Source organism: Paenibacillus sp. PAMC21692 (assembly GCF_014303795.1).
Classification (GTDB): domain Bacteria; phylum Bacillota; class Bacilli; order Paenibacillales; family Paenibacillaceae; genus Pristimantibacillus; species Pristimantibacillus agaridevorans.
On the sequence record NZ_CP060293.1, the window covers coordinates 2,973,211 to 2,995,982 of the forward strand.

A 22,772-nucleotide genomic window follows, 5' to 3' on the forward strand; every position below is an offset into this window, starting at 1 on the left:
AAAGCAGTGCATGTAAAAAGTAAATGGCGGCGTTTATTATAGGTATCAAGAAGATAACCACAAAAAAAAGTGAAGGGGAAATGATAATGAGCAACATTATGCTGTTGTCCGACGAGCAAGTGAAAAGCTATAACGAGCAAGGGTATTTGGTGCTTCGCCATGTATTTAGCGAGGAGGAAGCCCGCGTCCTGCAAGCGGAATGCGACAAACTTCTGACGACGGAGCGTTTCCTGGATAGCGGCAACGTTCGCGCCGGCTACAAGAGCTATGCCAATGGAGACGTGAAGATCGAAAGAATGGATCCGGTGCAAGATATATCGCCGCTGTTCGCCGAATTGGTGAAGGATGAGCGCATTCTGTCGCCGCTGCGCGACATCTATATGGATGAGCCGCTGCTGTTTAAGGATAAGCTGATCTTTAAGCTGCCGGGAGCGAACGGATACAGCATGCATCAGGACGCCTCTTGGTGGCAAGGCTTCCCGATCGAAGGGCTGATCAGCGTCATGATCGCCATCGACGGAGCGACGGTGGAAAATGGCGGACTGGAGCTGTTCCCCGGTTATCATGACCGTTTCCGCTCGACACCGGGCGAGCTGCGCAATATGAATGCGGCGGAAATCGCCGAGATTGATCCTCGGAAAGGGGAGATTGTCGAAACCAATCCCGGGGATGTCATCATCTTCCATTCCTTTACGCCGCATCAGAGCGGAGCCAACACTTCGGGCAATAGCCGCAAGCAGCTTTATTTGACCTATTCCCCGTCGAAAAACGGCCAGCTGTACAACGCGCATTACCAGCACTACAAGCGGTATGCGCTCGCGGGCAAAGATTTGAGCAAATATTATTTCTTGTAATCGCATTGCACGAATCGCCGAAACCTTCTCCTGATCGTCAGGAGAAGGTTTTCTGCGCGTCTTGCCCCATTTTTTAGCTGAAATCTGCTATAAGCGGATACATTCGGCTATTCGCGGCTATCCCAAATAGAAGAAGAGGAAAGTGTTCAATGAGTTTCGGAGGAATTCGGTATGGACCGGGCACAAAATGAAAGGATGGATGGCCCTTCCGAATAGTAGATGGGCTTTATTGTAATCGGGTGGAGGAACTCCTGACGACTATTTCCGGTTCGAGAGCAATCGTCAGCAGTTCGTCCGATATCTCAATCAATTTGTGAAGCGCTTCTGCGATGACGGAAGCGATCGCGTGGACGGAGACGCCGACTGCCGTCGTCGGTACGTCGAGATCCTCCATCAGCGGAATATTGTCGTAGCTGACGACGGACAAGTCCTCCGGTACCCGAAGCCCCCGCTCGCGCGCTGCGCGGTAAATGCCGCGCGTCAGATCTACGCCGCCGCTGATGACCGCCGTTGGTGGCGAGGGCCAACCGAACATAGCTTCCGCCGCGATGTAGCCGTCGTGAGTCTCGAGCCCTTCAATTCGCAAGATGGATTCGTCGGCAACGCAAAGACCGAGCTTCCGTGCTTCGCCCAGAAACGCTTCGATCTTGACGGTTTGCATCGGGTCGTCGCCGTCGGGTCTGCCGAGGTAGGCGATTCTCGAGTGGCCAAGCTCCGCCAGATGACGGACGGCGAGGCGAATCGCCTGGCCTCTGTTGACGTCGACGGTGGAGAACGGATGCGACCCGGCCGCCCCGTAGACGAGCAGCGGCGACTGCATGCTCCCGATCCCGCTTAGCTCGTCGCGGTTGCCGCTGTGGTCGCCGAACAGCAGGACGGCATCCATCCGGTAGCGGTTAAATGATTCGATCGCGGCGTCCGTCCGGCTGATGGAGAGCAGCGTCGTGTAACCCCGCCGCTCCAATTCGTCATTCAGCTTTGTGATTAAGGAGGACAAGGCTCCGCGTTCGACGGTGGGCCAGATGATGCCGATCGCGCCGGACTTCCGCGATACAAGGCTGCGGGCCGCGATGTTGGGCTGGTAGCCCATTTCGCGCGCGATCTCCCAGATCCGTTCTTTGGTAACCGCTTTAATATTCGGATTGCCTAGAAGCGCCTTGGAAACGGTGGAGAAACTGACTCCCGCGCGTTTGGCGATGTCCTTAATCGTTACCATATATTCTCTCCTTATGGGGATAATGTTTGAGTAACAATAGGTGTGGAAAGTAATTGTAACGTATCCAGAGTAGATGGAGGGATCGAAGTTGATGTATCGTCTTCTTGTCTCGTATCTGCGGCTGCATGCCGTGAATTAGTCAATTATTTAAGGCGTCCGGAATACTTCGTTTTTTGTGGTGGACAGTACTAGCTTAATCTATTATGATTGAAATTACAACGTTGTAAATTATGAGCGAAGGGGTTGCTCTCATGTTTAATTTGGAGAATACCGTGTCCGTCGTCATCGGCGGCAACGGCGTGTTGGGAAGCGCGATGTCGGAGGCGCTGGCGGAAGCAGGATCTAAGGTGGCCATCATCGGCCGCGATATGGAGAAGGCGGAACGCGTATGCGAGGCGATTCGCGAGAAGGGCGGCGAAGCGATCGCTTTGAAAGCGGATGCTGCCAATAAAGGCGATCTGGAAAATGTACTGGCCAAGGTGCTGGAGTGGGGCGGCAGCGTGGACACGCTGATCAACGCGTCGGGCACAAATAGCGCAACGCCTTTCTTCGAGCTGGAGATGGATGAGTGGGACCGCATCTTGGACGTGAACCTTAAGAGCGTCGTGCTGGCCTGCCAAGTGTTCGGCAAGCAGATGATCGACCAGGGCAGGGGAGGCTCTATCATTAACATTTCGTCGGTATCTTCGGGTCCTCCGCTGTCCCGCGTGTTCACGTATTCCGTGTCCAAGTCGGGCGTAAACTCGGTTACCCAGTTCCTTGCGCGCGAATTCGCGAAGGACAACGTGCGTGTCAACGCCATTATCCCGGGTTTCTTCCCGGCCGAGCAGAATCGCAAAATTTTGTCGCCGGAGCGGATCGAATCCATTATGGGCCATACGCCGATGGACCGGTTCGGTACGCCTGAGGAGTTAAAGGGAGCCGTCGTTTACTTGGCCTCTTCCAAAGCATCCTCCTTCGTGACGGGTTCGTTCTTGCGTGTTGACGGCGGCTTCGGAGCGATGACGATATGAGCGATCTGCTGACACGCCTTGTCGAGCAAACGCCGCTTCCGAGCCTGTATCGCATCCGTCAGCGCTTCGATGGCACTAAGCTTGAGGATCCTGTAGGTGATCTCCGTCGTGGGCTGAAGGAAAGCCCGCAGCTGCAAGCCCTCAAGCCGGGGGCAAAGGTGGCGCTGGCCGTCGGAAGCCGCGGCATCTCGCGAATCGACGAGCTGACCAAGGCCGTCGTGGACGAGCTTAAGCTACAGGGCTGCGAGCCGTTTATCGTACCTTGCATGGGCAGTCACGGAAGCGCTACGGCGGAAGGCCAGACGGCCGTTCTCGCTCATCTCGGCATCGACGAATCGACGATGGGCTGTCCCGTTCGTTCCTCCATGGAAGTGATCGAGCTTGACCAGCTGCCGAACGGCTTGCCCGTTTATTGCGACAAGATCGCGGCGGAGGAAGCCGACGCCATCGTGGTCGTGAATCGGATCAAGCCGCACACGGCGTTCCGCGGCCCCATCGAGAGCGGCCTCTTCAAAATGATCGCGATCGGCCTCGGCAAGCAAAAGGGCGCCGAAGCTTGCCACCAGCTCGGTTTCAAATACATGGCCGAGAACGTTCCCGCGATGGCTCGCATTATGATCGACAAGCTGCCGATCTCCTTCGGCGTCGCGGTCGTGGAGAACGCGTACGATCAGATTTGCCGCGTAGAGGTGGTCGGGACGGACGTCATGGAAGCAAGAGAACGCGAGCTTCTCGCGGAAGCAAAAGCGCGCCTTCCGAAGTTTCTGTTCGACAGCTTCGACGTGCTCGTCGTCGACTATATCGGCAAGAACATAAGCGGCGACGGCATGGACCCCAACATAACCGGACGGTATCCGACTCCTTACGCGTCGGGCGGTCCCGAAGTGAACAAGATCGTCGTACTCGACTTGACGAAGGAGTCCAAGGGCAACGCCAACGGCGTCGGCACGGCGGATTTCACCACGAGCCGGCTTGTGGGCAAGACGGATTGGCCAGGCACCTACGCCAATGGTCTGACATCGACCGTGTGCGCGCCGACGAAGCAAGCGACGACGCTCGCGAACGATATGGACGCCATTAAGGCGGGCATTAAAACGAGCAATATTTTGGACTATACGACGGTTCGCCTGGCTCGCATCAAGGATACGCTGCATCTTGGCGAGATCGAAATTTCGGAGAGCCTTTTGGAGGAAGCCAAGGGTCATCCCGATATCGAAATTCTGGAAGGCCCGTATCAATGGCAATTCGACGAGGAAGGGTTTCTGCCGAAATGAATCATGAATCCAAGCTGATTATCAGCATCGATATCGGAACGACAAGCACGAAGACGCTGGCCGTCGATTACAACGGCGGGATTCTCGGCTCCCACTCGATCGGCTATCGGCTGCATACGCCGCAGCCCGGTTATGCGGAGCAGGACCCGGAGGAGATGTCGGAGGCTGTCATCGAATGTGTCTCGCAACTGATGGCGAAGGGCGGCTGGAGCGCGGATGACGTGCTGTGCGTAAGCTTCAGCTCCGCAAATCATAGCGTGATACTGATGGACGAAAGCGGCAAGGCGCTGACCCCGGTCATCACCTGGGCTGACTTGCGCAGCGCGGAGCAAGCGAATGAACTGAACGTCATAGGCGAAGGGCTGGGCGCTTACTTGCGTTCCGGTACGCCAATTCACCCCATGTCGCCGCTGCCCAAGCTGATCTGGATGAGAGAAAACCGTCCGGACCTGCTGGCCAAGACCAGCCATGTTATCGGGATTAAAGAATATTTGCTGCATAAGCTCTTCGGAAGATATGTCACGGATTACTCCATGGCGAGCGCGACGGGACTTTTCAATGTGGAGACGCTGGACTGGGATCCGCAAAATATGGAGCTTGCCGGCGTAAAGCGCGAGCAGCTTCCAGAGCTGATGCCGTCCACGGGCCGGATCGAGGGGCTGAAAGCAGAGTTCGCGGAGCGGATGAAGCTGTCGGCAGCTACGCCGTTCGTGCTTGGAGGACAGGACGGCGTACTGGCGAATCTCGGCATCGGAGCGATTGAGCCTGGCGTTGCCGCCGTCACGATCGGCACGAGCAGCGCCGTACGCACCGCTGTTCGCGGTCCGCTGTTGGAGCCGGAAGGACGCCTGTTCTGTTACGCGCTTGCGGATGATTATTGGATGATCGGCGGAGCTTCCAACAACGGCGCGATCGTCGCTCAATGGACCGCGGAGCGGCTGTTCCCAGGCAAAGCGATGGAGGACGTGATGCCGCTTGCGGCGGAAGTGCCGCCAGGTGCGAACGGCCTGTTCTTCTTGCCGCTGCTGTCGGGAGAGCGCGCGCCGTTCTGGGATGGCAAGGCCAAGGGCGTTATGTTCGGCCTGACGCTTGCTCACACGGAGAAACATATGCTCCGCGCCGCGATGGAAGGCGTCATGTACCAGATCGCCGCCATCGTATCGCTGATGAAGGAATGCGGCAACGAAGTGAAGGAGATCCGCGCCTCGGGCGGCTTCGCACGTTCGGAGATATGGTGCCAGATGTTGGCCGATATTCTCGGCGTCCCGGTGTCGATCCCGGAATCTGTGGAGAGCTCCGGTCTCGGAGCGGCTCAGTTGGGACTGTTCGCCATGGAGGAGGGCCGTGGCCCGCTGCTTCGTTGGAACTCGGCGAACGGCGTATCCTACGAGCCCAACATGGACACGCATGCGATCTACAGCGAGCTGCTTCCGTTTTATTTGAACCTGTACCACGCGTTGAAGCCGTCCATGCATGAAATGGATCGTTTGCCGATCTAATCGAGCGGGCGGGCTTCGGCGCGGATTCGGTCGAGCCTGCTCCATTGCACGGCTCTTGTAAGCCGAGAAAATCGGGTTACAGCATGACGCGAAGTAACTTTCGGCTCTGTAGCCCGAGAAAATCGGGTTACAGTATGGCGTGGAGCAACTGTCGGGTCTGTAAGCCGAGAAAATCGGGTTACAGCATGGCGAGGAGTAACTTTTGGCTCTGTAAGCCGAGAAAATCGGGTTACAGCGTAGCGCGGAGTAACTTTCGACTCTGTAAGCCGAGAAAATCGGGTTACAGCATGGCGCGGAGTAACTTTCGACTCTGTAAGCCGAGAAAATCGGGTTACAGCATGACGCGAAGTAACTATCGACTCTGTAAGCCGAAAAAAATCGGCTCGCGGCACAACAAGCAGCACAATGAAGGAGGGGCGTTATGGCTCAGGAAAAGGTTGAGAGACTTCAAGAGATTTTGCGCGAAATGGGCTCTGTTGTCGTCGCCTTCTCGGGAGGCGTGGACAGCACGTACCTCCTTTATGCGGCGCTGGAGACGTTAGGCAAGGATAAAGTGTTGGCGGTAACCGCGGATTCCGAGACGTATCCGGCCGAAGAGCTGGAAGCTGCGAGGACGCTGGCGCTTCAGATGGGCGCCAATCATGCCGTCATCGAGACCTCGGAGCTTAACATTCCCGGCTACAAGGAAAACAACGGCAATCGCTGCTACTTCTGCAAAAGAAGCCTGTTCGAGCATTTGGAGCCGTTCGTTCAGGATGGCCGCTATCGCCATATCGTCTACGGTTTGATCGCCGACGATATGAGCGAGCATCGCCCGGGCGTACAGGCGGCGAAGGAGAAAGGCGTGCGGGGACCGTTGCAAGAGGCTGGATTAGGCAAGGAAGAAATTCGCGAGCTGTCCATGCGCGCGGAGCTGTCGACTTGGGATAAGCCGTCTTTCGCCTGCTTGTCCTCCCGTATCGCTTATGGCGAAGAGATTACGATCGAAAAGTTAAACAAAGTCGGCTCTGCGGAGCGGTTCATCCGATCGCTTGGCATCCGCCAGGTGAGGGTAAGAGTGCACGGCGATCTTGCGCGCATCGAGGTTGAGCCCTCAGCCATGGTCGAGCTGGTCGGTCACGCGTCCGTTATTTCCGACGAGCTTAAGAAGCTCGGCTTTCTGTACGTATCGATGGACATGGGCGGTTACAAGAGCGGCAGCATGAACAAAGCGCTGAAGCTGGAAGGAGCCGTCTAATGTCCGGATACGAGGAGATGGATTTTTGCAAGCTGGACGTGGACAGGGAGGAGCGTACGGGCTTCCCTGAGGTCATCTTCGGACTTGGCAAAACGCCGGAGCAAGCGGAAGCGATCTTCGGCCGCGTCGCCGAGGTTCATGGCCGGGCTCTCGTAACGAGGGCTTCGGCGGAAATGGCGGAGCGAATTCAGGCCGCGTACCCGGGAGCCGTCTACGATCCGGTGTCGCGGCTTATTCGTTTGGACGGCGAACCGAAGCGGCTGCCCGGAACCGTGGCGGTTCTGACCGGGGGAACATCCGATATTCCCGTAGCAGAGGAAGCGGCCTGCACGGCGGAATGGATGGGCTGCCAAGTGGACCGCATCTATGACGTAGGCGTCGCAGGAATCCATCGTCTGCTGGCTCAGATGGATCGCATTCGCGCAGCATCCGTCGTCATCGCTGTTGCGGGGATGGAAGGCGCGCTCGCCAGCGTTGCGGGCGGACTCGTGCGGCGTCCCGTCATCGCGGTGCCGACCTCGGTGGGATACGGGGCGAATCTGCAGGGCGTAACGACGATGCTGGCGATGTTGACCTCCTGCGCGTCAGGCGTCACGGTCGTCAACATTGACAACGGGTTTGGCGCCGCTTACCAGGCGGCGGTTATTTTGCAATTGGTTGCGGAGGCGAGCGAAAAATGAAGACGTTATACCTGGACTGCGTCTCCGGCATCGCCGGCGACATGACGTTGTCTGCGCTGGTTGATCTGGGGGCGGATACGGCCTATATTAGCGAGCAATTGCGTATGCTGCCCATCGACGAATTCACCATGGCGTTCGTGCCGGTTATTCGCAAAGGCATCTCAGCCAAGTGGCTCGACCTTCGTTTTGAAGAGAGCCAGGATGACCATGGCCATTCGCATTCACACGAGCACGGACACGACCATGGTCATTCACACTCACACGAGCACGGACACGACTATGGTCACTCGCATTCTCACGAGCACAGCCATGACCACGGCCATTCGCACTCACACGAGCACAGCCATGACCACGGCCATTCGCACTCACACGAGCACAGCCATGACCACGGTCATTCGCACTCACACGAGCACGCCCATGACCACGGTCATTCGCACTCACACGAGCACAGCCATGACCACGGCCACTCGCACTCACACGAGCACGCCCATGACCACGGCCATACTCATGATCATCATCACGACCACGAGCATCGCAAAGCCTCGGACATCTTGGCGATGATCCGGAATTCCGCGCTGCCGGAGCGGGTCAAGGCGCGATGCCTTGCCATCTTCGAAGTTATCGCGGAAGCAGAAGCGAAGATCCACGGGATGAGTCCGGCGGATGTGCATTTTCATGAGGTCGGCGCGATGGATTCCATCGTGGACATCATTGGGGTATGTCTGGCGCTGGAGAATCTCGGCATCGACCGGATCGTGGTATCGCCGGTGCCTGTAGGTCATGGCCGTATTCGAATCGCGCACGGCGTTTATCCAATCCCAGCCCCGGCGACGGCGGAGATAATGACCGGCGTGCCGATCTCGGCGTTTACGGCGCAAGGCGAGTTGACTACGCCAACTGGGGCTGGCATCGTCAAAGCGCTGGCGTCGTCGTTCGGACCGACTCCTGCCGGCGTGGTCGAACGGATCGGGTACGGCGCGGGAACAAAGGACATGGATCATCCCAATGTCGTGCGTGCCGTTCTTTACCGCGAAGAGAACGCGGCCCAGGCGGAGCGGATCCTCGTCCTGGAGACGCAGGTCGACGATACGACGGGAGAACGGCTCGGCTATACGATGGAGAGACTGTTCGGCGTCGGAGCGCTTGATGTTTATTACACGCCGGTATTTATGAAGAAGAACAGGCCTGGCGTCCTCCTGACCGTCCTATGCCATGCGCGGGACAAAGCTGCCTGCGAAGATATTCTGCTTCTGGAAACGTCGACGTTCGGCGTGCGGAGCTACGAAGCGGACAGACGTATCCTGGACAGAAGCTGGGTGGAGGCGGAGACCCGTTACGGCATGATCAAAGTAAAGCAAGCGCATGACGGCGAACGGCTAGTGAAGTCTTCGCCGGAGTACGAGGACGCGGCCAAGGCCGCGCGGAAATACGGCGTCTCGCTGGAGGAAGTGTACCAGGAAGTATTCCAATCGCTTCTGTTCCGCGACAAGCAAGGAGAATAGGGGAGGATCCAACCGATGAACGAAGAGATTCGGCAATTAAGAGAGAGAACGGTACATCTGGCAAACACGCTGCCCGTCACCGACATGCACACCCATCTGTACGCGCCCGAGTACGGGGAACTGTTGCTATGGGGCGTGGACGAGTTGCTTGTATACCATTATTTGGTGTCGGAGTCGTTCCGCAGAACGGACCAGCCTTACGACGAATTCTGGTCCTTATCCAAGAAGGAGCAGGCCGATCTGATCTGGCAGCGGCTGTTCGTCGAGCATTCGCCGGTGAGCGAGGCGGCAAGCGGATTTATTACGATGCTTAATCGCCTTGGCATCGACGTATCGTCGAGGAATCTGGACGATTACCGCGAGGCCTTCGCGAAGCGCAGCGTGAACGAGCAGGTAGACGCCGTGATGGAGATCGCCAAAGTTGAGCGAATCGTCATGACCAACGATCCGTTCGATCCGCTGGAACGTCCCGTTTGGGAAGCCGGCAACGGCAAAAAGGATCCTCGTTTCTACGCCGCCCTGCGCGTCGATTCTTTGCTCAATAATTGGCCGTTCGCGGTCCAAGAGCTGAACAAACAAGGCTACCGGGTGGAAGAGGCATGGACCGAAGGGACCAAAAACGAGGTGCGCCGCTTTCTCAAAGAATGGATTATTCGCATGGACGCGTTGTATCTGGCCGTTTCCATGCCTGGCGACTTCGCGTATCCGGCCGAACATCATCGCACGTCCATGATCGACGAAGTGATGATTCCGGTCTGTCAGGAGCAAGGTATTCCGTTCGCGCTAATGATCGGCGTGCGCCGGGCATCCAATCCAGGGCTTAAGCTTGCCGGCGACATGAGCATGAAGTCCGATGTGTCCGCGATGGAGGCGCTGTGCCGGAAGTATCCGGAGCAGAAGTTCATCGTGACAATGCTGGCCCGCGAGAATCAGCACGAGCTTGCGGTGCTTGCCCGCAAATTCCGCAATCTGATGATTTTCGGCTGCTGGTGGTTCCTGAATACGGACTCCATCGTGGAAGAGATGACGCGCTTCCGGATCGAATTGCTCGGAACGACGATGATCCCGATCCACTCCGACTGTCGCGTGTTCGAGCAGCTCATCTACAAGTGGGAATATTCCCGCAAGATCGTCGGCGAAGTGCTCGCGGACAAGTATGTCAAGCTGCTGGAAAGCGGCTGGCGCGTAACCGACGAGGAGATCAAACGCGATCTGGAAGATATGTATCATCGCAATTTCTGGCGTTTCCTTGGCCGCGAAGCTTAAGATCGATCCAGGCTCCCATTCCGCAGCAACGGCGGAGCGGGAGCTTTTCTGCTGGATGGGGATCTACGGATCCAAGGATCCGAAATTACATATAGCTGTTGCTTAGCAAGGACGGAATCGGTAAAATGATGACAAACAATAGGCGGCGCGAGGAGACTCGCGCCCGTACGCTGCAGAAGAGGTGAAACGCGTGACTGTAAATTTTGACGAATTGCTGGATCGCCGCAATACGAGATCCTACAAGTGGGATCAATCCGAAAATATGTTTGGCGACAAAGATGTTCTTCCTCTATGGGTAGCGGACATGGACTTTCCGAGTCCTCCAGCCGTGCAAGAGGTGCTTAAGCGCCGTGCGGAGTTAGCCGCTTACGGCTATGCAATCCGGACGGACGATTATTCGGAGTCCATCGTGGGCTGGTTCAAACGCCGCCATGGCTGGGATATCGATCCGGCCTGGCTCGGCGATGCGCCGAGCGTCGTCACTTCCCTGAGCCTGTGCGTCGAGCAATTTACCGAGCCGGGCGATCAAGTGGTGCTGCAATCGCCGGTCTATTATCCGTTCTACAACGTCATCGAAAACAACGGCCGCAAGGTAGCCAAGAACCCGCTGATCCTCAAAGACGGTCGATATGACATGGATTATGAGCATCTGGAAACTTTGTTCCAGGGCGGAGCCAAGTTGCTCCTGCTGTGCAGTCCGCATAATCCCGGCGGACGGGTATGGGAGCGGAGCGAGCTGTTGCGGCTGGGAGAGCTGTGCTTGCGTTACGGCGTCATTGTCGTATCGGACGAAATTCATTGCGACTTGACGTTCCCGGGGCATGTCCATACGCCGTTCGCGACGTTGTCTCCGGAGATTGCCGACATTACGATTACGACGTTGTCCGTCACGAAGACGTTTAATTTGCCCGGCCTTGTAACTTCCTTTATGGTTGTTTCCAATAAGGAACTCAAAGCCAAGCTGGACAAGCGGATCCAAACGCTGTCTCTCCATATGGCCAGCCATTTCGCGCAGGATGCGGTCGTAGCTGCCTATAATGAGAGCGAGCAATGGCTGGATGACATGTTCGCCTATGTGGAAGGCAATCTCGCTTACGCGCTCCAATACTTGCAGCAACATCTGCCATCGGTAAAGCCGATGAAGCCGGACGGAACCTATCTGCTGTGGGTGGATTGCAGGGAATTGGGACTCGATAAGGAGGGTCTCAAGGATTTGATGTATAAGCGCGCCAAGGTCGTCTTCAACGAAGGCTCTTCATTTGGCAGCGAAGGCGAAGGCTGGCTGCGTATCAACCTGGCTTGCCCAAGGTTTATTCTCGAGAAGGCTCTCCGTCAATTCGCGGAGGCGGCAAACGGTCTGGAATCCCGATAAAGGCGGCGATGTACGTGGAGCAGCAGGATAGCGGCATGAAGACGGAGGAAGGACAGGCTATGCTGGAACGGGTTCGGTCGATATGCGCGGAGTTTCCCGAATCGACCGAGCTTGTCGACGGCCATGGACACACGGTATATAAGGTGAAGGGCAAGTCGTTCATTATGATGCGGGATTCCGTTATGCATATCAAGTCTACGCCGGAAAACGCAGAGATCTTGCTTCAAGACGCCAGATTCTTTCGGGCTCCATACATCGGCCGGTATGGCTGGATCAGCATCAATCATCCCGAGGACTGGGAAATGATCGCCGATCTTTTGGAAGAGGCTTACCTGCTGGCCGCGCCCAAGGGACTCGCGAAGGCATGGCTTCAATTCAAACGAGGCTAATGCCGCTTACTGCCCCTCCATACGCATCTATAAAGCCCCAAAAGTCAATTTGTGATTTTTCGAGCCCCGCATTAAGTCGGATTTTTTAAGAAAAAGGACCTCATCTCCACTTACAGTGGAGTTCGAGGTCCTTTCACGTATAAAACTCTAACAGACATAATCGACGCTATTTGCCCGTTAGGCGGCAACAGGACGCTTTCGGAATTGTCGAATAGTTGTCGGGTAATTTGTTATCACGTTCGCTCCAACAGCGATTGCTCCAGTACGGAACGGATCTGCGGGTACCTGGCGGTAATGCCCAGGAACGACTCCCGCTTCATCGACAGCACGGTTCCGGATGCCGAAGCCCTGACGGTCGCCGTACGCGGAATATCCCGCAGCAGCGCGATCTCGCCGAAATGGTCGCCGTCCTGCAGCACCGCAACGGTGATCTCGCCTTGCCCTTCGATCTCCTTGCGTACCTCGAACCGGCCCCGCACGATAATGTAGAATTTGTCGCCTTCCTCGCCTTCGGTGACGACATCTTCTCCTGCCTTGAAGGTTTCGGTCGCGAAATGGGCGGCGATCTCCTCCAGCGCGTCCGATTCCAGACCTGAAAAGAAAGCAAGCTTGGACAAACGCTCTCCCTGCACGGCGGCATGTCTGCCGTCTTCGGAAAGGCGGAAGCCATGCTGCTTGTCCCATAAACCCCGATAAACGCCGCCGCGTTCCATCAGCTCGGGATGCGAACCGGATTCGACGACGACACCTTGGTCGAAGACGAAGATCAGATCCGCTTGTGCGGCGGAATCCAGTCTATGCGTTACGGATACGAGAGTATGATCGCCGCGAAGCTCCAGCAGCAGCTTGTTGATATCCGCCTCCGTCGCGGGATCAAGCGCGGACGTCACCTCATCGAGCAGGAGCAGCCTCGGTTTGCGGAGGAGCGCCCGCGCGATGGCAAGCCGTTGGCGTTCGCCTCCCGACAAGGTGCCTCCCTCGTGATGCACCTTCGTATCGTAGCCATCCGGCCAGCGCTCGATAACGGCATGAATCCTCGCTTTTTCGGCGGCTTCGCGCAGCGCTTCATCGGTCAGGCCGCTCTGATCGAGCACGAGATTGTCGCGAATGGTGGTGTTGAACAAGAAGGTTTCCTGCGTAACCAATGTGACGTACCGTCTCAAGGAAACTTCGCTGATGGAGCGGAGGTCCAGGTTATCGGCCATCACGGCGCCTTCGCGAGGATCGTAGAAGCGGGCCAGCAGCTGCAGCGCCGTGCTTTTGCCGGAGCCGCTGGAGCCCACGAAGGCAACGTAGCTGCCCGAAGGAATGGCCAGGCTTACATTCCGCAGCTGCGTCGTCGTATCGGAATAACCGAATGTCACCTGGTTTAACCGAAACGTTCCGACTTCCTGCTGTAGCGTTTTGGCGTTGTCGGCTTCCGGCACGGTTGGCTCTACCTCCAGCACCTCTCCCACTCGCCGGAAGCTGACGCCGGATTCGATGAAATCCGGAATGAGATACGACAGATTGGCTCCTCCTTGCGCAACGGTCAGCGATAGGGTGAAGAAAGCCATAAAGTCTCCGATGCTCATCATTTCCCGGAAAATAAGATACCCTCCAAGGCCAATCAGACCGCCGTTGGTCAGCAGCATGATGGCCAGTGGAATCCTTTCCATCAGCGAACTTGTCATATGCAGCCGGAATCCTAGAGTGAACAGCCCTTTAATGTCGCTGCCGCCGCGGGCCGCGAATCGTTCCTGCTGATGCAAACCTTTGATCGTCCGGTGACCTTTGATCATCTCGTCAATCGTATTGGAGAAGTCGGCTTGCGCATCGCGGTAGGCGATCGTCGCGGCTTCCGCCCGCTTCTGCATCAGTTTGGGAGCGATCATCATAAGCAGGGAGGCGGCGAGTAGCGCGAGCGCCAGTCTCCACTCCAGCAGGAAAAGAGCCGTCAACCCGAGAATGACCGAGAACGACTCCTTCAGCAGCGAAGGGCTTGTCAATCGGACGAGGCCCTCAATCGAGGACATGTCCGACGAGAAACGTGTCGTCAGGTCGCCGATTCGATATTGCTGAAAGAAGGGAAGCGATTGCTTTTGCAGATGCGAAAACAGCTTCGCTCGAAGGGTCCTAATCGTATTGCCGCTAAGAATGCCGAGCGAATAGTCGCCCAGCAAATTCGCGAGCACGCTGACTGTGCCTCCGATCAGAAGAATGCCCAGAATAAGGAGGAAAACCTCCATGTTTCGCGGAATCAGCGCTTCGTCCATAATAAATTTCAAGCTGTAAGGCGCTGCTACCGCATAGGCAACCTCCAGAACGAGGGCCAGCAGGAACAGCACCGTCCAAAGCTTATGCTTCCATAATTGCGACAGAATCATTGTGGTCAACTGCAACGGGACACCGCCTCTCAAGTAACTCTAGCGTACTTCAGAAGAGGGCGGTCTGTAAATATGCCAAGATCCGATCTTACAACTGCCAGAGTCGATAGAGAATGACGGCGGCTTCGGCTCGGGTGAGCATGTCTCTTGGCGCCAGGCTGCCGTTTTTGCCGACAATGATACCTAGGTCCGCGAGCGCCTCCGCGCTCTCTCTTGCATACCCGGCCATTTTTTCGGCGTCGCCGTACTTGTCTAACGTCGATTCCGAGGAAGCCGCAACCTCGATCCCGGCTGCTTTCAGCGCGCGCATCGTCAGCACCATAACGTCCTGGCGAGTGATCGGGCTATCCGGATTGAAACGGCGCTCTCCGATGCCTGCTGCAATTCCTAGTTGCTTTGCGGTTAACAGTTCCTCGTAATAATAAGCGTCCGAAGGGACATCTTCGAACATTTCCGCCTCGTAGTCCGCTTGTTGCAGCTCCAGCGCTCGCACCAGCAGAGCGACGAAGTCGGCTCTCGAGATAGAGGCTTTTGGCGAAAATAAGTTATCGCCGACCCCTCTCACGATATCGCGTGCAGCCATTGCATGTATTGCGGTTTCGGACCATTTCACGCCGGACAGATCCCGGAAAGCAGGGCTGGCATAAGCAATCGCGTAGGTGCTGAAATGTGTCGTCCGGAACACGACTGCGCCTTCGCTTTGGTCGTAAATGCTATTTTTGACCGGAGTAGGCGCACCCGATTCATCTATATACCAGACCACGATTCCTTCCGGGTGCAGAATCTCCTCTGCCGCTGGCGTATAAGGAACAACTACTGTAACAGGTGCATCCGGGTTATTCCATGGGATGATACGGTCGCCGTCCAGCATTTGCAGCTCGATGACGGGACGGTCTCCGATAAGCGTCTTAACAGCAGAGTCCAGCTCTGTCGCAGCCGTGTCCGATATTCGAATGGAAATTTCGGCGGATAAACCGTCCGTGCCGGACAACATGCCGCTCGGAATGTAGATCATGTTGGCGCCCATCTTTACTGCGAGCACGAAGGATTCTTTGTTTCGCAGACTTTCCGTCGGCAATACAATTTCGTAAGACGACGCGTTCGCCTGCGTCGGCAGCTCAATCCAAATCTGTTTGGCTCCTCCATAGCCGGAGTCCGCCAGCTTCAGTGCATCCTTTAAGTTGTCGCCAGTTACCAAGGCGGTCGAACGGCCATCCTTGAAAGCTGCCCGAGGCTGGATGGTGACGACGCCCTCCTTGCTGATCACAGCCCCGGAATTGGGGAGAACAATTACGCCGTTCCCGTTCCCGTTGCCGTTACCGGAGCCTTGGCCGAGAAGGGCAAGCACCCCGTAGACAGAGGTGTCCTGATAACCTTGGCCTGTCATATCGTTCCATGTCGCGACGCTTTGACGGGAGCCGTTTTTGCCGTCGTTGATTTGCACGTCGAAACCAAGCTTCGAACCGATGTGCGGGGTGACCGACGTCAGCGGTATCCGCAATTCCACCGTATAGTTCGTTCCGTTAATCGCGGTTGCGGAATGGAATCCTTCGGCGATGGAGGGCGGATTAAATGACGTTTCATTGTCATAGTTGACCCGGTATTGTCCGTCATCGTTCTGATAGGACGAGGTTTTCCCGTTGTTTTGATCCAGGAATATTTCGACGGAGTCTTGCTCGTATGAGTTCGGACTGCTTTTGTCGAGCTCGGCGTTGTTGACCTGGAACAGCACGTACAAATATTCGTTGTCCCATAGCGCCTTGGCCGTGCCATAGGCGCCTTGCCACGCCATCTGATATTGATTGACGGGGATGTCGGCCGTCGTGCTCCAGATCCCGTCAATTACGCCGTCTACGACAGGCGTGCCGTAACGTGCCGCCGTTTCCTTGGCCGTGACGTCTACGGGAGGATTTTGTTCGATAAATAAGTCAGGATCGATAACTCCGTAATAGGCCGGCTTGGCTTGCAGCTCCCTGTCAAAGAGGAGCGGGTTATTGTCCGATCTCCAGCTGGAAGCGTCGTTAAGCCCCCAGAACGTCACGCGCGCAATATGATCGGCATGTTTCTTGTAAATGTTCATGAGCTGCGCGTACAAGTAGCCTTGCGCCTTCGCTTGCGCATCGGACAGAGTCGCATTATCGCCGGCCGTAATGTCGATCTCCGTAATGCTGACCTCTACGCCAAGCGCGATGAAACGCTCAAGAGACGCTTCCACGTTGTCAGGTTTCGTATTGAGATTGTAATGGGCCTGCATGCCGATTCCATCGATGAGCAGCTCGCCGTTATGCGTCGCGGCGTATTTATCGTTAAGCTCCTTCACCATATTGGCGATAGCGGTAGACTTGTTCGCGTTGTCGTCGTTGTAGTCGTTGTAATAGAGCTTGATATCCCAGCCGTTGTCCAAAATGACTTCCTTGGCGATCAGAAAGGCCTGTTCGACATAGTCGTCGCCAATGGCCGCTTTCCACGGAGAATTTCGCAGCGAGGCCCGCCAGTCGGACGGATTGGGGGGATTATCGCTCATGGCTTCGTTGACAACATCCCAGGATATGACTTTGTCCCCGAAATGCTCCACGACTGTCTCGATATGCGTCCGCAGATTGGCCAGCGCAGTTTCCCTGCTGAACGGCGTATTATCCTCCGCGGTGCTTAACCATAACGGCATCTGCTGATGCCAGACAAGGACGTGACCGTGCAGCAGAAGCCCGTTCGCTTCGATCTTGGCGATCAGGGCACCCTCCGCGGCGAAGTCGAACTGCCTGCTCTCATTGTAGGCATAATCCGGCTTCATCGCATTCTCCGCTGTTACGACGTTATGATGCCGCTTTAACAGATCCAGGCGGTTGCCGTCGAACTCGGCGTCTCCAACCGCGTTGCCGATCAGGAAGTAGTCCTCATAGGTTTCCTTGATCGGAGTCAAATTCTGAATCGGCTTCGGCGCCGCCACGGGACCGATATAGGAGAGGACGAAGTCATCCATATAGAAGGCAACAGATGCGGCTGGCTTCTGAGCCGTCTCTACATAGGCCTTTAATACGCTCGGAGTAGTGGCGACTGTAAAGGAACCGGACAGTTGAACCCAGTCTCCGTCCATTGCGGTCACGTTGGGGGAGACGTTTGTATATGTGCTGTCGCCGCTTTGTACGCTGAGCCGAAGCGAGGTTGGCGGCTCTCCGGGGGCCATCTTGACCCACGCCGAGAGCTTGTACTGATGTCCTCTGTGCATCTTGCCCATCACATCCAGAATAGGGCCGTTGTATTGGGACGACACGTTCACCAGCAGACTGCCTCCGCCGCCGGCGGTATGATTGTCTGCATCGGAGACTGCGATACTTTCGCCAGGACTGCCGCTTCTGATGGCCCAGTTGCCGGAACCGTTCTCGAAGTCGGCCGTCAAGCCGGTTTGATCGAGGTCGCCGCCGCCTGGCGAGGTATCCGGCGTCACGTCTTTGATCAGCACCTCGTCGATGTAGATATCCGCCGTTGAGACGGAATCACTGGCGGATTCTACCCAAATACGGAATTCGGTTGTGTTTGCCGGAACCTCGTAGTTGCGGATCGAAAAGGTCGTCCATTCCGTAGAAGATACCGTTTGGTTGCCGATGATCCAGGGGTATTTGTTTTCCAGAAGCGGGGATTCGACCTTGGAAGCGACATGGAACGTATCGCTGCCGGAGCCGGATCGTACTTTGAGGGAGAGGTCGTAGGTTTTGCCGGAAGTCATGAGAGCCGTTAGGTTCAGACTGGGGCTGTTGCCGCGCGTTTCACGGCCGCTGAAGAGCAAGGAATGAGAGCCTTCCGAAGCCTGTTCCGTGGTGATGGAGACAGTGCCGGGACCACCCCAGACGGATGCCCAGCCGCCGGTCTGTCCATCTTCGAAGCTTTGGGACAATACGATGTTGTCCGGTGCCGATTCTGCGCCCTCAGCCATCGAAATCCCGGCTGACCAGCCTGCCGGCAGCAGCAACAGCGTGGCCAGCGCGACCGCAATGACCTGTTTAAGCGATTTCCTCATTGCTTGTTTTCCCCCTTGCGGATAAGTGGTAGAAGCTGCGGCAGGATGCCGCCAAGGCAAGGCAGACCTTGCCAAGCCTCCCGACTTTCATTATATCGCGGGGGTTGTAAGCGTTTGCTTAAGAAACTATAGAACATACTGGACATATTAAACATATATTCGAGGGCAAAGGTGGAAGAAGCCGGGAATGGGGGGCGTTCCCGCCTCCCGACGGAAGACCGCATGTTCAAGACGCGGCACATGCTTCAAGCGATTGCGGCTTGTCAGGGGAGAAAGCCGGCCTGGCTTACAAGGACGGCCTCCGGCGGAAATGCTCGCCGCAATCGCTCCAGCAAGGTGCGATAGGCGGAAGGCGTATACCATTCCTGCAATTGAAGCTCATCGTACAGCTTGTCGATGCCAAGCCGCTTCGTTCGTTTGCCGCCGCTGCCGTCACCCATGAAATAATCGTCGACGCATACACGGTCCACGACCGCGCGCAGAGTCTCGGCGAACCCATCGCTGCTTGGCAACAGGGGAGCTATGGCCGCCTGCGTTGGTACACCTGCTTCGGCTAACTCGCGCAGCGCCCGCAGCCTGGCAGGAATCGGAGGAGCGGAAGGAGTAAACGCCCTGCGAATGTCTTCGCGATCCGTCTCTATCGTCATGCTGACCCGAACGCATTTGCCAAGCTTAAGCAGCAGATCGATATCGCGCGTTACGAGCGGGCTGCGGGTCTGCACCAGCAGGAAGTCGGGAGGAAGCTGAGTCATCACCTCCAGCAGCGAACGCGTAACGGTTTCCCGCGCTTCCGCCGGCTGATAAGGATCCGTGCTTGACGACATAAAGATCGTGACAGGTCCTTTGGCTTTGGCCCTCGCGAGCTCCTTGCGAAGCACATCTGCCGCGCCTTGCTTGACATCCACCCACGAGCCCCACTCCTCCCCCCGGAACAAGGAGACGGGCATGCCGCGCACATAACAGTAGGAGCAGGCGAACGAACAGCCGGAATAGGGATTCAAGGAGTGGCTGTAGCCCTCCAGAAATCCCGTTCCTTTGTTCAGCAGCGTCTTGGGTTCCTTGCGGACAATTCTCGTCATCGGGATGAGCCCATCGCAAGATGAACTCCTGTACTGGAATGGACAGCCCCGTCTTCCAGCTCAAGCAGCAGCTTCTTCATCGGCAATCCGCCGCGATAGCCCGAAAGCGCCCCGTTTTTGCCAATGACGCGATGGCATGGCACGAAGACGAGTACCGGATTGGCGCCGATCGCTGTGCCTGCCGCGCGAACGGCGGAAGGGCTGTCGATCGCCTTCGCGATATCTGCGTAGCTTCGGGTCTCGCCAAAGGGGATGTCCAGAAGCGCCTTCCATACCCGAAGCTGGAACGGAGTGCCCCGCAGGTCCAACTTCCCTTCGAACAACGATCTGTTCCCGTCCGCGTATTCCGCAAGCTCACTGCCATAGTGCTTCATCCGCTCGTCATCCCGAATCCATTCTGTGCGACCGAATCGACGCGTACACCGCTCCGCCATTTCGTCGAACGGTTCGCCCAGCGCCCCGGCGTAACAGAGACCCCGCTCGGTCTCCGCGATATGCATATGGCTGTCTCCGAATGCAATGAGAGACCAATATAGACGGCTTCCTCCGGCTTGCTTATTCATGATTAGCATCCTCCTTGCGCTGTAATAACCGATATTGGGCGGGCGTGCACCCCGTAACCTTCTTGAACAACGTAATAAAATAAGGGGCGTTCGGCAAGCCGACCCGCGCGCCGATCTCCGCTACGGAAACGCCGCTCTCCGCAAGCAGCTCCTTTGCCCGCCGTATGCGGAACTCCTGAATGTAAGAGACGGGCGTAACGCCCGTCACTCGTTTGAAAATCCGATGCAGGTGATACGGACTGCCATGGCCGATCTCGGCCAGCTTCTCCAGCGTCAATGGCTCCATGTACCGCTCACGGATATAGTCCGTTATCGTCAAGATCCATTCCTCGTCGGGCAGACGCACGCCTGTTGGCTTACATCGTTTACACGGTCTGTACCCGGCGCTTCCGGCGGCATCCGGCGACCGGAAGACGGAGACGTTTTCCCGAAGGGGCGGTTTGGATTTGCAGGAAGGTCGGCAGAAGATGCCCGTCGACCGAACCGCGTACCAGAACGTTCCGTCGCTTGCGCCATCGTTGCCGACGATAGCCTCCCATTCCGCCACCGAAGGGCGATCTCCCGCTCTGCGGGGAATGATTTCGTCCCTGTACATCTGCCATCACCTCTGCTATAAGTATAACCGCCGAGGACGAAGCGCGCGCGTATATCCTATTGGAAAAGCAAGATTTCGAAAGACATATTCAGCCATAAGTCTCCTCAAATAGGGTGTTGGAACAAGAACGGATCCCCGTTTACATAGGCCCTATGTTTCTCTGGTGGCGGAGAGTTCAGAAAGCTAACCTTCAAAAAATGACAAAAAGAGTGGGCAAGTACCTTGATTCTTGCTCACTCTTTTTGTCTATGATTTAGTTTCTAATCGGTATTTCCTTATCAAAAAAGACGATGGATACGATTTCCTTGTCATTGATCACATTTTCAAATGTTTTAACCGTAAATAACCGAGTGCCATTCTCCGTCAAATGCAATCCGTTAAACAGGTTTGTTGTTTCCACCGTACCGTCCAGGTACTTTATCGTGATCGGATAGTTATCCAAGTGTTGGTTAACGCCAATTTCCTTTAATGAGCCAGCAGCTTCGTTAATCTTATCCATTGAACTGCTCTCTATCTTTAATGAAATCGAAATCGGCGAGACGGAGATTGTTTTTAGTACCGCTCCATAACCAAACATGGCAATGTTTTTGTTGACTTCATAAGGAGTAGAGTACTCCTTGAAATCCAGCTTAAAATCCGTTTCCCAAACGTCTGGTATGACCGTTGTAAAAATGCCAGGAAACGGACCTGCCGCTTGTAGATCTTTGAGTTGAAAATGAACGTTTTGACCAGCGATGGAGTTTTTCGTTAGGATGCTCATAGCCAAACTAATTGTATTGTCACTGCGGTTGCCATCGTCAAGCACTTTAAAGCCTACGCTCTTATAGTCCTGATTTGTTGTAATGTCGTAATTTAAAAAGCGATACCGTGCCGCGTCTAATACCGTACCTTCAGGTGCTGCAAAGTCCATTAAGATATAGGTCAGATTACTGTCGCCAATGACTTGTTTAATTTTAAGCGTTCCGTTCTTATTTTTTACCTGTTTATCAACCACATAAGCGCCATTTGACAAATATTCTGCTTGCTCTTGGTTTACCGGATTAAGAAATCTCATAAACACATCATCTAATTTCATATATGCCGCTGCAAAAGCGGTTGTGGCTAAACAAACCATCAATACAGCAACCAATAAAGCGGGTCTTAAACGTTTCGAAAAAATAAATCCCCTATTTTTTTTATTTCCATCCCTGCTTTGCACTAAAATGTTATGAAACATCACTTCTTTTTTTTCGGTAGTTGGCGTAAGAGCTTCGAAAAGTCGATTAATATTATTGTTACTCAAGGAGCTTCCCTCCCAAGTCAATTTTGAGGCGTCTGCGACCCCTGAATAGTTGTGTTTGAATCGTGCTTTCTTTGTATCCCAACATCTCAGAGATCTCTTTTACGGTGTACTCCTCGAAATAGTACAGATATAAAACGGTTTTGTATTTTTCGGGAAGTGAAAGTAGTCTTGCAAGCACGTTTCCCGACGGCTCTGCACCATCCCAAGAAGAAACCTCAGGTAAAGCGTCTAAAGCGACTCGACGGGTTTTCCACCAATTTTTAAGAACATCTTTACAGTAATTTCTGGTCGTTACCGTTAACCACGCTTTTTCATGCTCGCGGTCATTGAAAACCATTTGGTATTTGATCAGCTTTAGAAATACAGATTGAACAGCATCTTCTGCATCAACGGGATTCTTCAAATAGATAAAGCATAGCCTGTAAACTCGATCTACATGCCGTTGATATAGTTCAGCCAATTCTTTATCCGTTCGCAATAAAGAATTGTTCTCCATTTTTTCGCCTCCTGCATATAACACGATCGGGGACTCGAAATAATCCCATTATCGATAATTATTTTACAGTACGC

At 55.3% G+C, this 22,772-nt stretch carries 18 protein-coding genes; 10 read left to right on the top strand and 8 right to left on the bottom strand.

The window, feature by feature from the left end; genetic code table 11:
* Window positions 1-86 precede the first annotated feature (86 nt).
* Window positions 87-854 (top strand): phytanoyl-CoA dioxygenase family protein, encoded by a 768-nt coding sequence (locus tag H7F31_RS11610; RefSeq protein ID WP_187104314.1) that lies wholly within the window; start codon window positions 87-89, stop codon window positions 852-854.
* 226 nt (window positions 855-1,080) lie between these two features.
* Here H7F31_RS11610 and H7F31_RS11615 read toward each other — a convergent pair whose 3' ends face one another.
* Window positions 1,081-2,070, bottom strand: coding sequence for a LacI family DNA-binding transcriptional regulator (locus tag H7F31_RS11615; RefSeq protein WP_187104315.1), 990 nt, complete (start codon window positions 2,068-2,070; stop codon window positions 1,081-1,083).
* A 251-nt stretch (window positions 2,071-2,321) separates the two neighbouring features.
* Between H7F31_RS11615 and H7F31_RS11620 the strand changes: the two genes are divergently transcribed.
* The 9 genes from H7F31_RS11620 to H7F31_RS11660 all read left to right on the top strand — a co-directional run bounded on the left by H7F31_RS11620 (window position 2,322) and on the right by H7F31_RS11660 (window position 12,302).
* The gene (locus H7F31_RS11620) at window positions 2,322-3,083 is read left to right on the top strand and encodes an SDR family oxidoreductase (protein ID WP_246608521.1); all 762 of its coding nucleotides are present in this window, start codon (window positions 2,322-2,324) and stop codon (window positions 3,081-3,083) included.
* A complete protein-coding gene (locus H7F31_RS11625) occupies window positions 3,080-4,357 on the top strand; it encodes a nickel pincer cofactor-dependent isomerase, group 22 (RefSeq protein WP_087566277.1) in 1,278 nt (425 codons plus the stop codon). Before H7F31_RS11620 ends, H7F31_RS11625 begins: the two co-directional genes overlap by 4 nt.
* Window positions 4,321-5,856 (top strand): gluconokinase, encoded by a 1,536-nt coding sequence (locus H7F31_RS11630; RefSeq protein ID WP_261800387.1) that lies wholly within the window; start codon window positions 4,321-4,323, stop codon window positions 5,854-5,856. Before H7F31_RS11625 ends, H7F31_RS11630 begins: the two co-directional genes overlap by 37 nt.
* 421 nt (window positions 5,857-6,277) lie before the next feature.
* On the top strand, window positions 6,278-7,093 hold the full coding sequence (gene larE, locus H7F31_RS11635; protein WP_187104316.1) for an ATP-dependent sacrificial sulfur transferase LarE: 816 nt from the start codon (window positions 6,278-6,280) through the stop codon (window positions 7,091-7,093).
* Window positions 7,093-7,773, top strand: coding sequence for a nickel pincer cofactor biosynthesis protein LarB (gene larB, locus H7F31_RS11640; protein ID WP_187104317.1), 681 nt, complete (start codon window positions 7,093-7,095; stop codon window positions 7,771-7,773). Before larE ends, larB begins: the two co-directional genes overlap by 1 nt.
* Complete coding sequence (larC, locus tag H7F31_RS11645; RefSeq protein ID WP_187104318.1) at window positions 7,770-9,275, top strand: nickel pincer cofactor biosynthesis protein LarC; 1,506 nt, start codon at window positions 7,770-7,772, stop codon at window positions 9,273-9,275. The genes larB and larC overlap by 4 nt, the downstream gene beginning before the upstream one ends.
* Before the next feature lie 15 nt (window positions 9,276-9,290).
* Window positions 9,291-10,541, top strand: coding sequence for a glucuronate isomerase (locus H7F31_RS11650; RefSeq protein ID WP_187104319.1), 1,251 nt, complete (start codon window positions 9,291-9,293; stop codon window positions 10,539-10,541).
* 190 nt (window positions 10,542-10,731) lie between these two features.
* The gene (locus tag H7F31_RS11655; RefSeq protein ID WP_187104320.1) at window positions 10,732-11,913 is read left to right on the top strand and encodes a MalY/PatB family protein; all 1,182 of its coding nucleotides are present in this window, start codon (window positions 10,732-10,734) and stop codon (window positions 11,911-11,913) included.
* Between the two features lie 14 nt (window positions 11,914-11,927).
* Window positions 11,928-12,302 carry an MmcQ/YjbR family DNA-binding protein gene (locus H7F31_RS11660; RefSeq protein WP_261800388.1) on the top strand — a complete coding sequence of 125 codons (375 nt, stop codon included), beginning with the start codon at window positions 11,928-11,930 and terminating at the stop codon, window positions 12,300-12,302.
* Between the two features lie 233 nt (window positions 12,303-12,535).
* On the opposite strand, the gene H7F31_RS11665 is transcribed toward H7F31_RS11660, so the two are convergent.
* The 7 genes from H7F31_RS11665 to H7F31_RS11695 form a co-directional block, all read right to left on the bottom strand.
* Entirely contained in the window at window positions 12,536-14,683 is a 2,148-nt protein-coding gene (locus H7F31_RS11665) for an ABC transporter transmembrane domain-containing protein (RefSeq protein ID WP_187104321.1), read from the bottom strand.
* A 73-nt stretch (window positions 14,684-14,756) separates the two neighbouring features.
* A complete protein-coding gene (locus H7F31_RS11670; RefSeq protein ID WP_187104322.1) occupies window positions 14,757-18,683 on the bottom strand; it encodes an endo-1,4-beta-xylanase in 3,927 nt (1,308 codons plus the stop codon).
* Between the two features lie 263 nt (window positions 18,684-18,946).
* Window positions 18,947-19,762, bottom strand: a complete 816-nt coding sequence (locus H7F31_RS11675) for an SPL family radical SAM protein (protein ID WP_187104323.1) — start codon at window positions 19,760-19,762, stop codon at window positions 18,947-18,949.
* Window positions 19,759-20,334, bottom strand: a complete 576-nt coding sequence (locus H7F31_RS11680) for a methylated-DNA--[protein]-cysteine S-methyltransferase (protein ID WP_397374308.1) — start codon at window positions 20,332-20,334, stop codon at window positions 19,759-19,761. The genes H7F31_RS11675 and H7F31_RS11680 overlap by 4 nt, the downstream gene beginning before the upstream one ends.
* Window positions 20,318-20,920 carry a bifunctional transcriptional activator/DNA repair enzyme AdaA gene (locus H7F31_RS11685; protein ID WP_187104324.1) on the bottom strand — a complete coding sequence of 201 codons (603 nt, stop codon included), beginning with the start codon at window positions 20,918-20,920 and terminating at the stop codon, window positions 20,318-20,320. Before H7F31_RS11685 ends, H7F31_RS11680 begins: the two co-directional genes overlap by 17 nt.
* Window positions 20,921-21,173: 253 nt before the next feature.
* Window positions 21,174-22,202 carry a DUF4179 domain-containing protein gene (locus tag H7F31_RS11690; RefSeq protein WP_187104325.1) on the bottom strand — a complete coding sequence of 343 codons (1,029 nt, stop codon included), beginning with the start codon at window positions 22,200-22,202 and terminating at the stop codon, window positions 21,174-21,176.
* Window positions 22,195-22,698, bottom strand: coding sequence for an RNA polymerase sigma factor (locus H7F31_RS11695; RefSeq protein ID WP_187104326.1), 504 nt, complete (start codon window positions 22,696-22,698; stop codon window positions 22,195-22,197). Before H7F31_RS11695 ends, H7F31_RS11690 begins: the two co-directional genes overlap by 8 nt.
* Window positions 22,699-22,772: the final 74 nt, after the last annotated feature.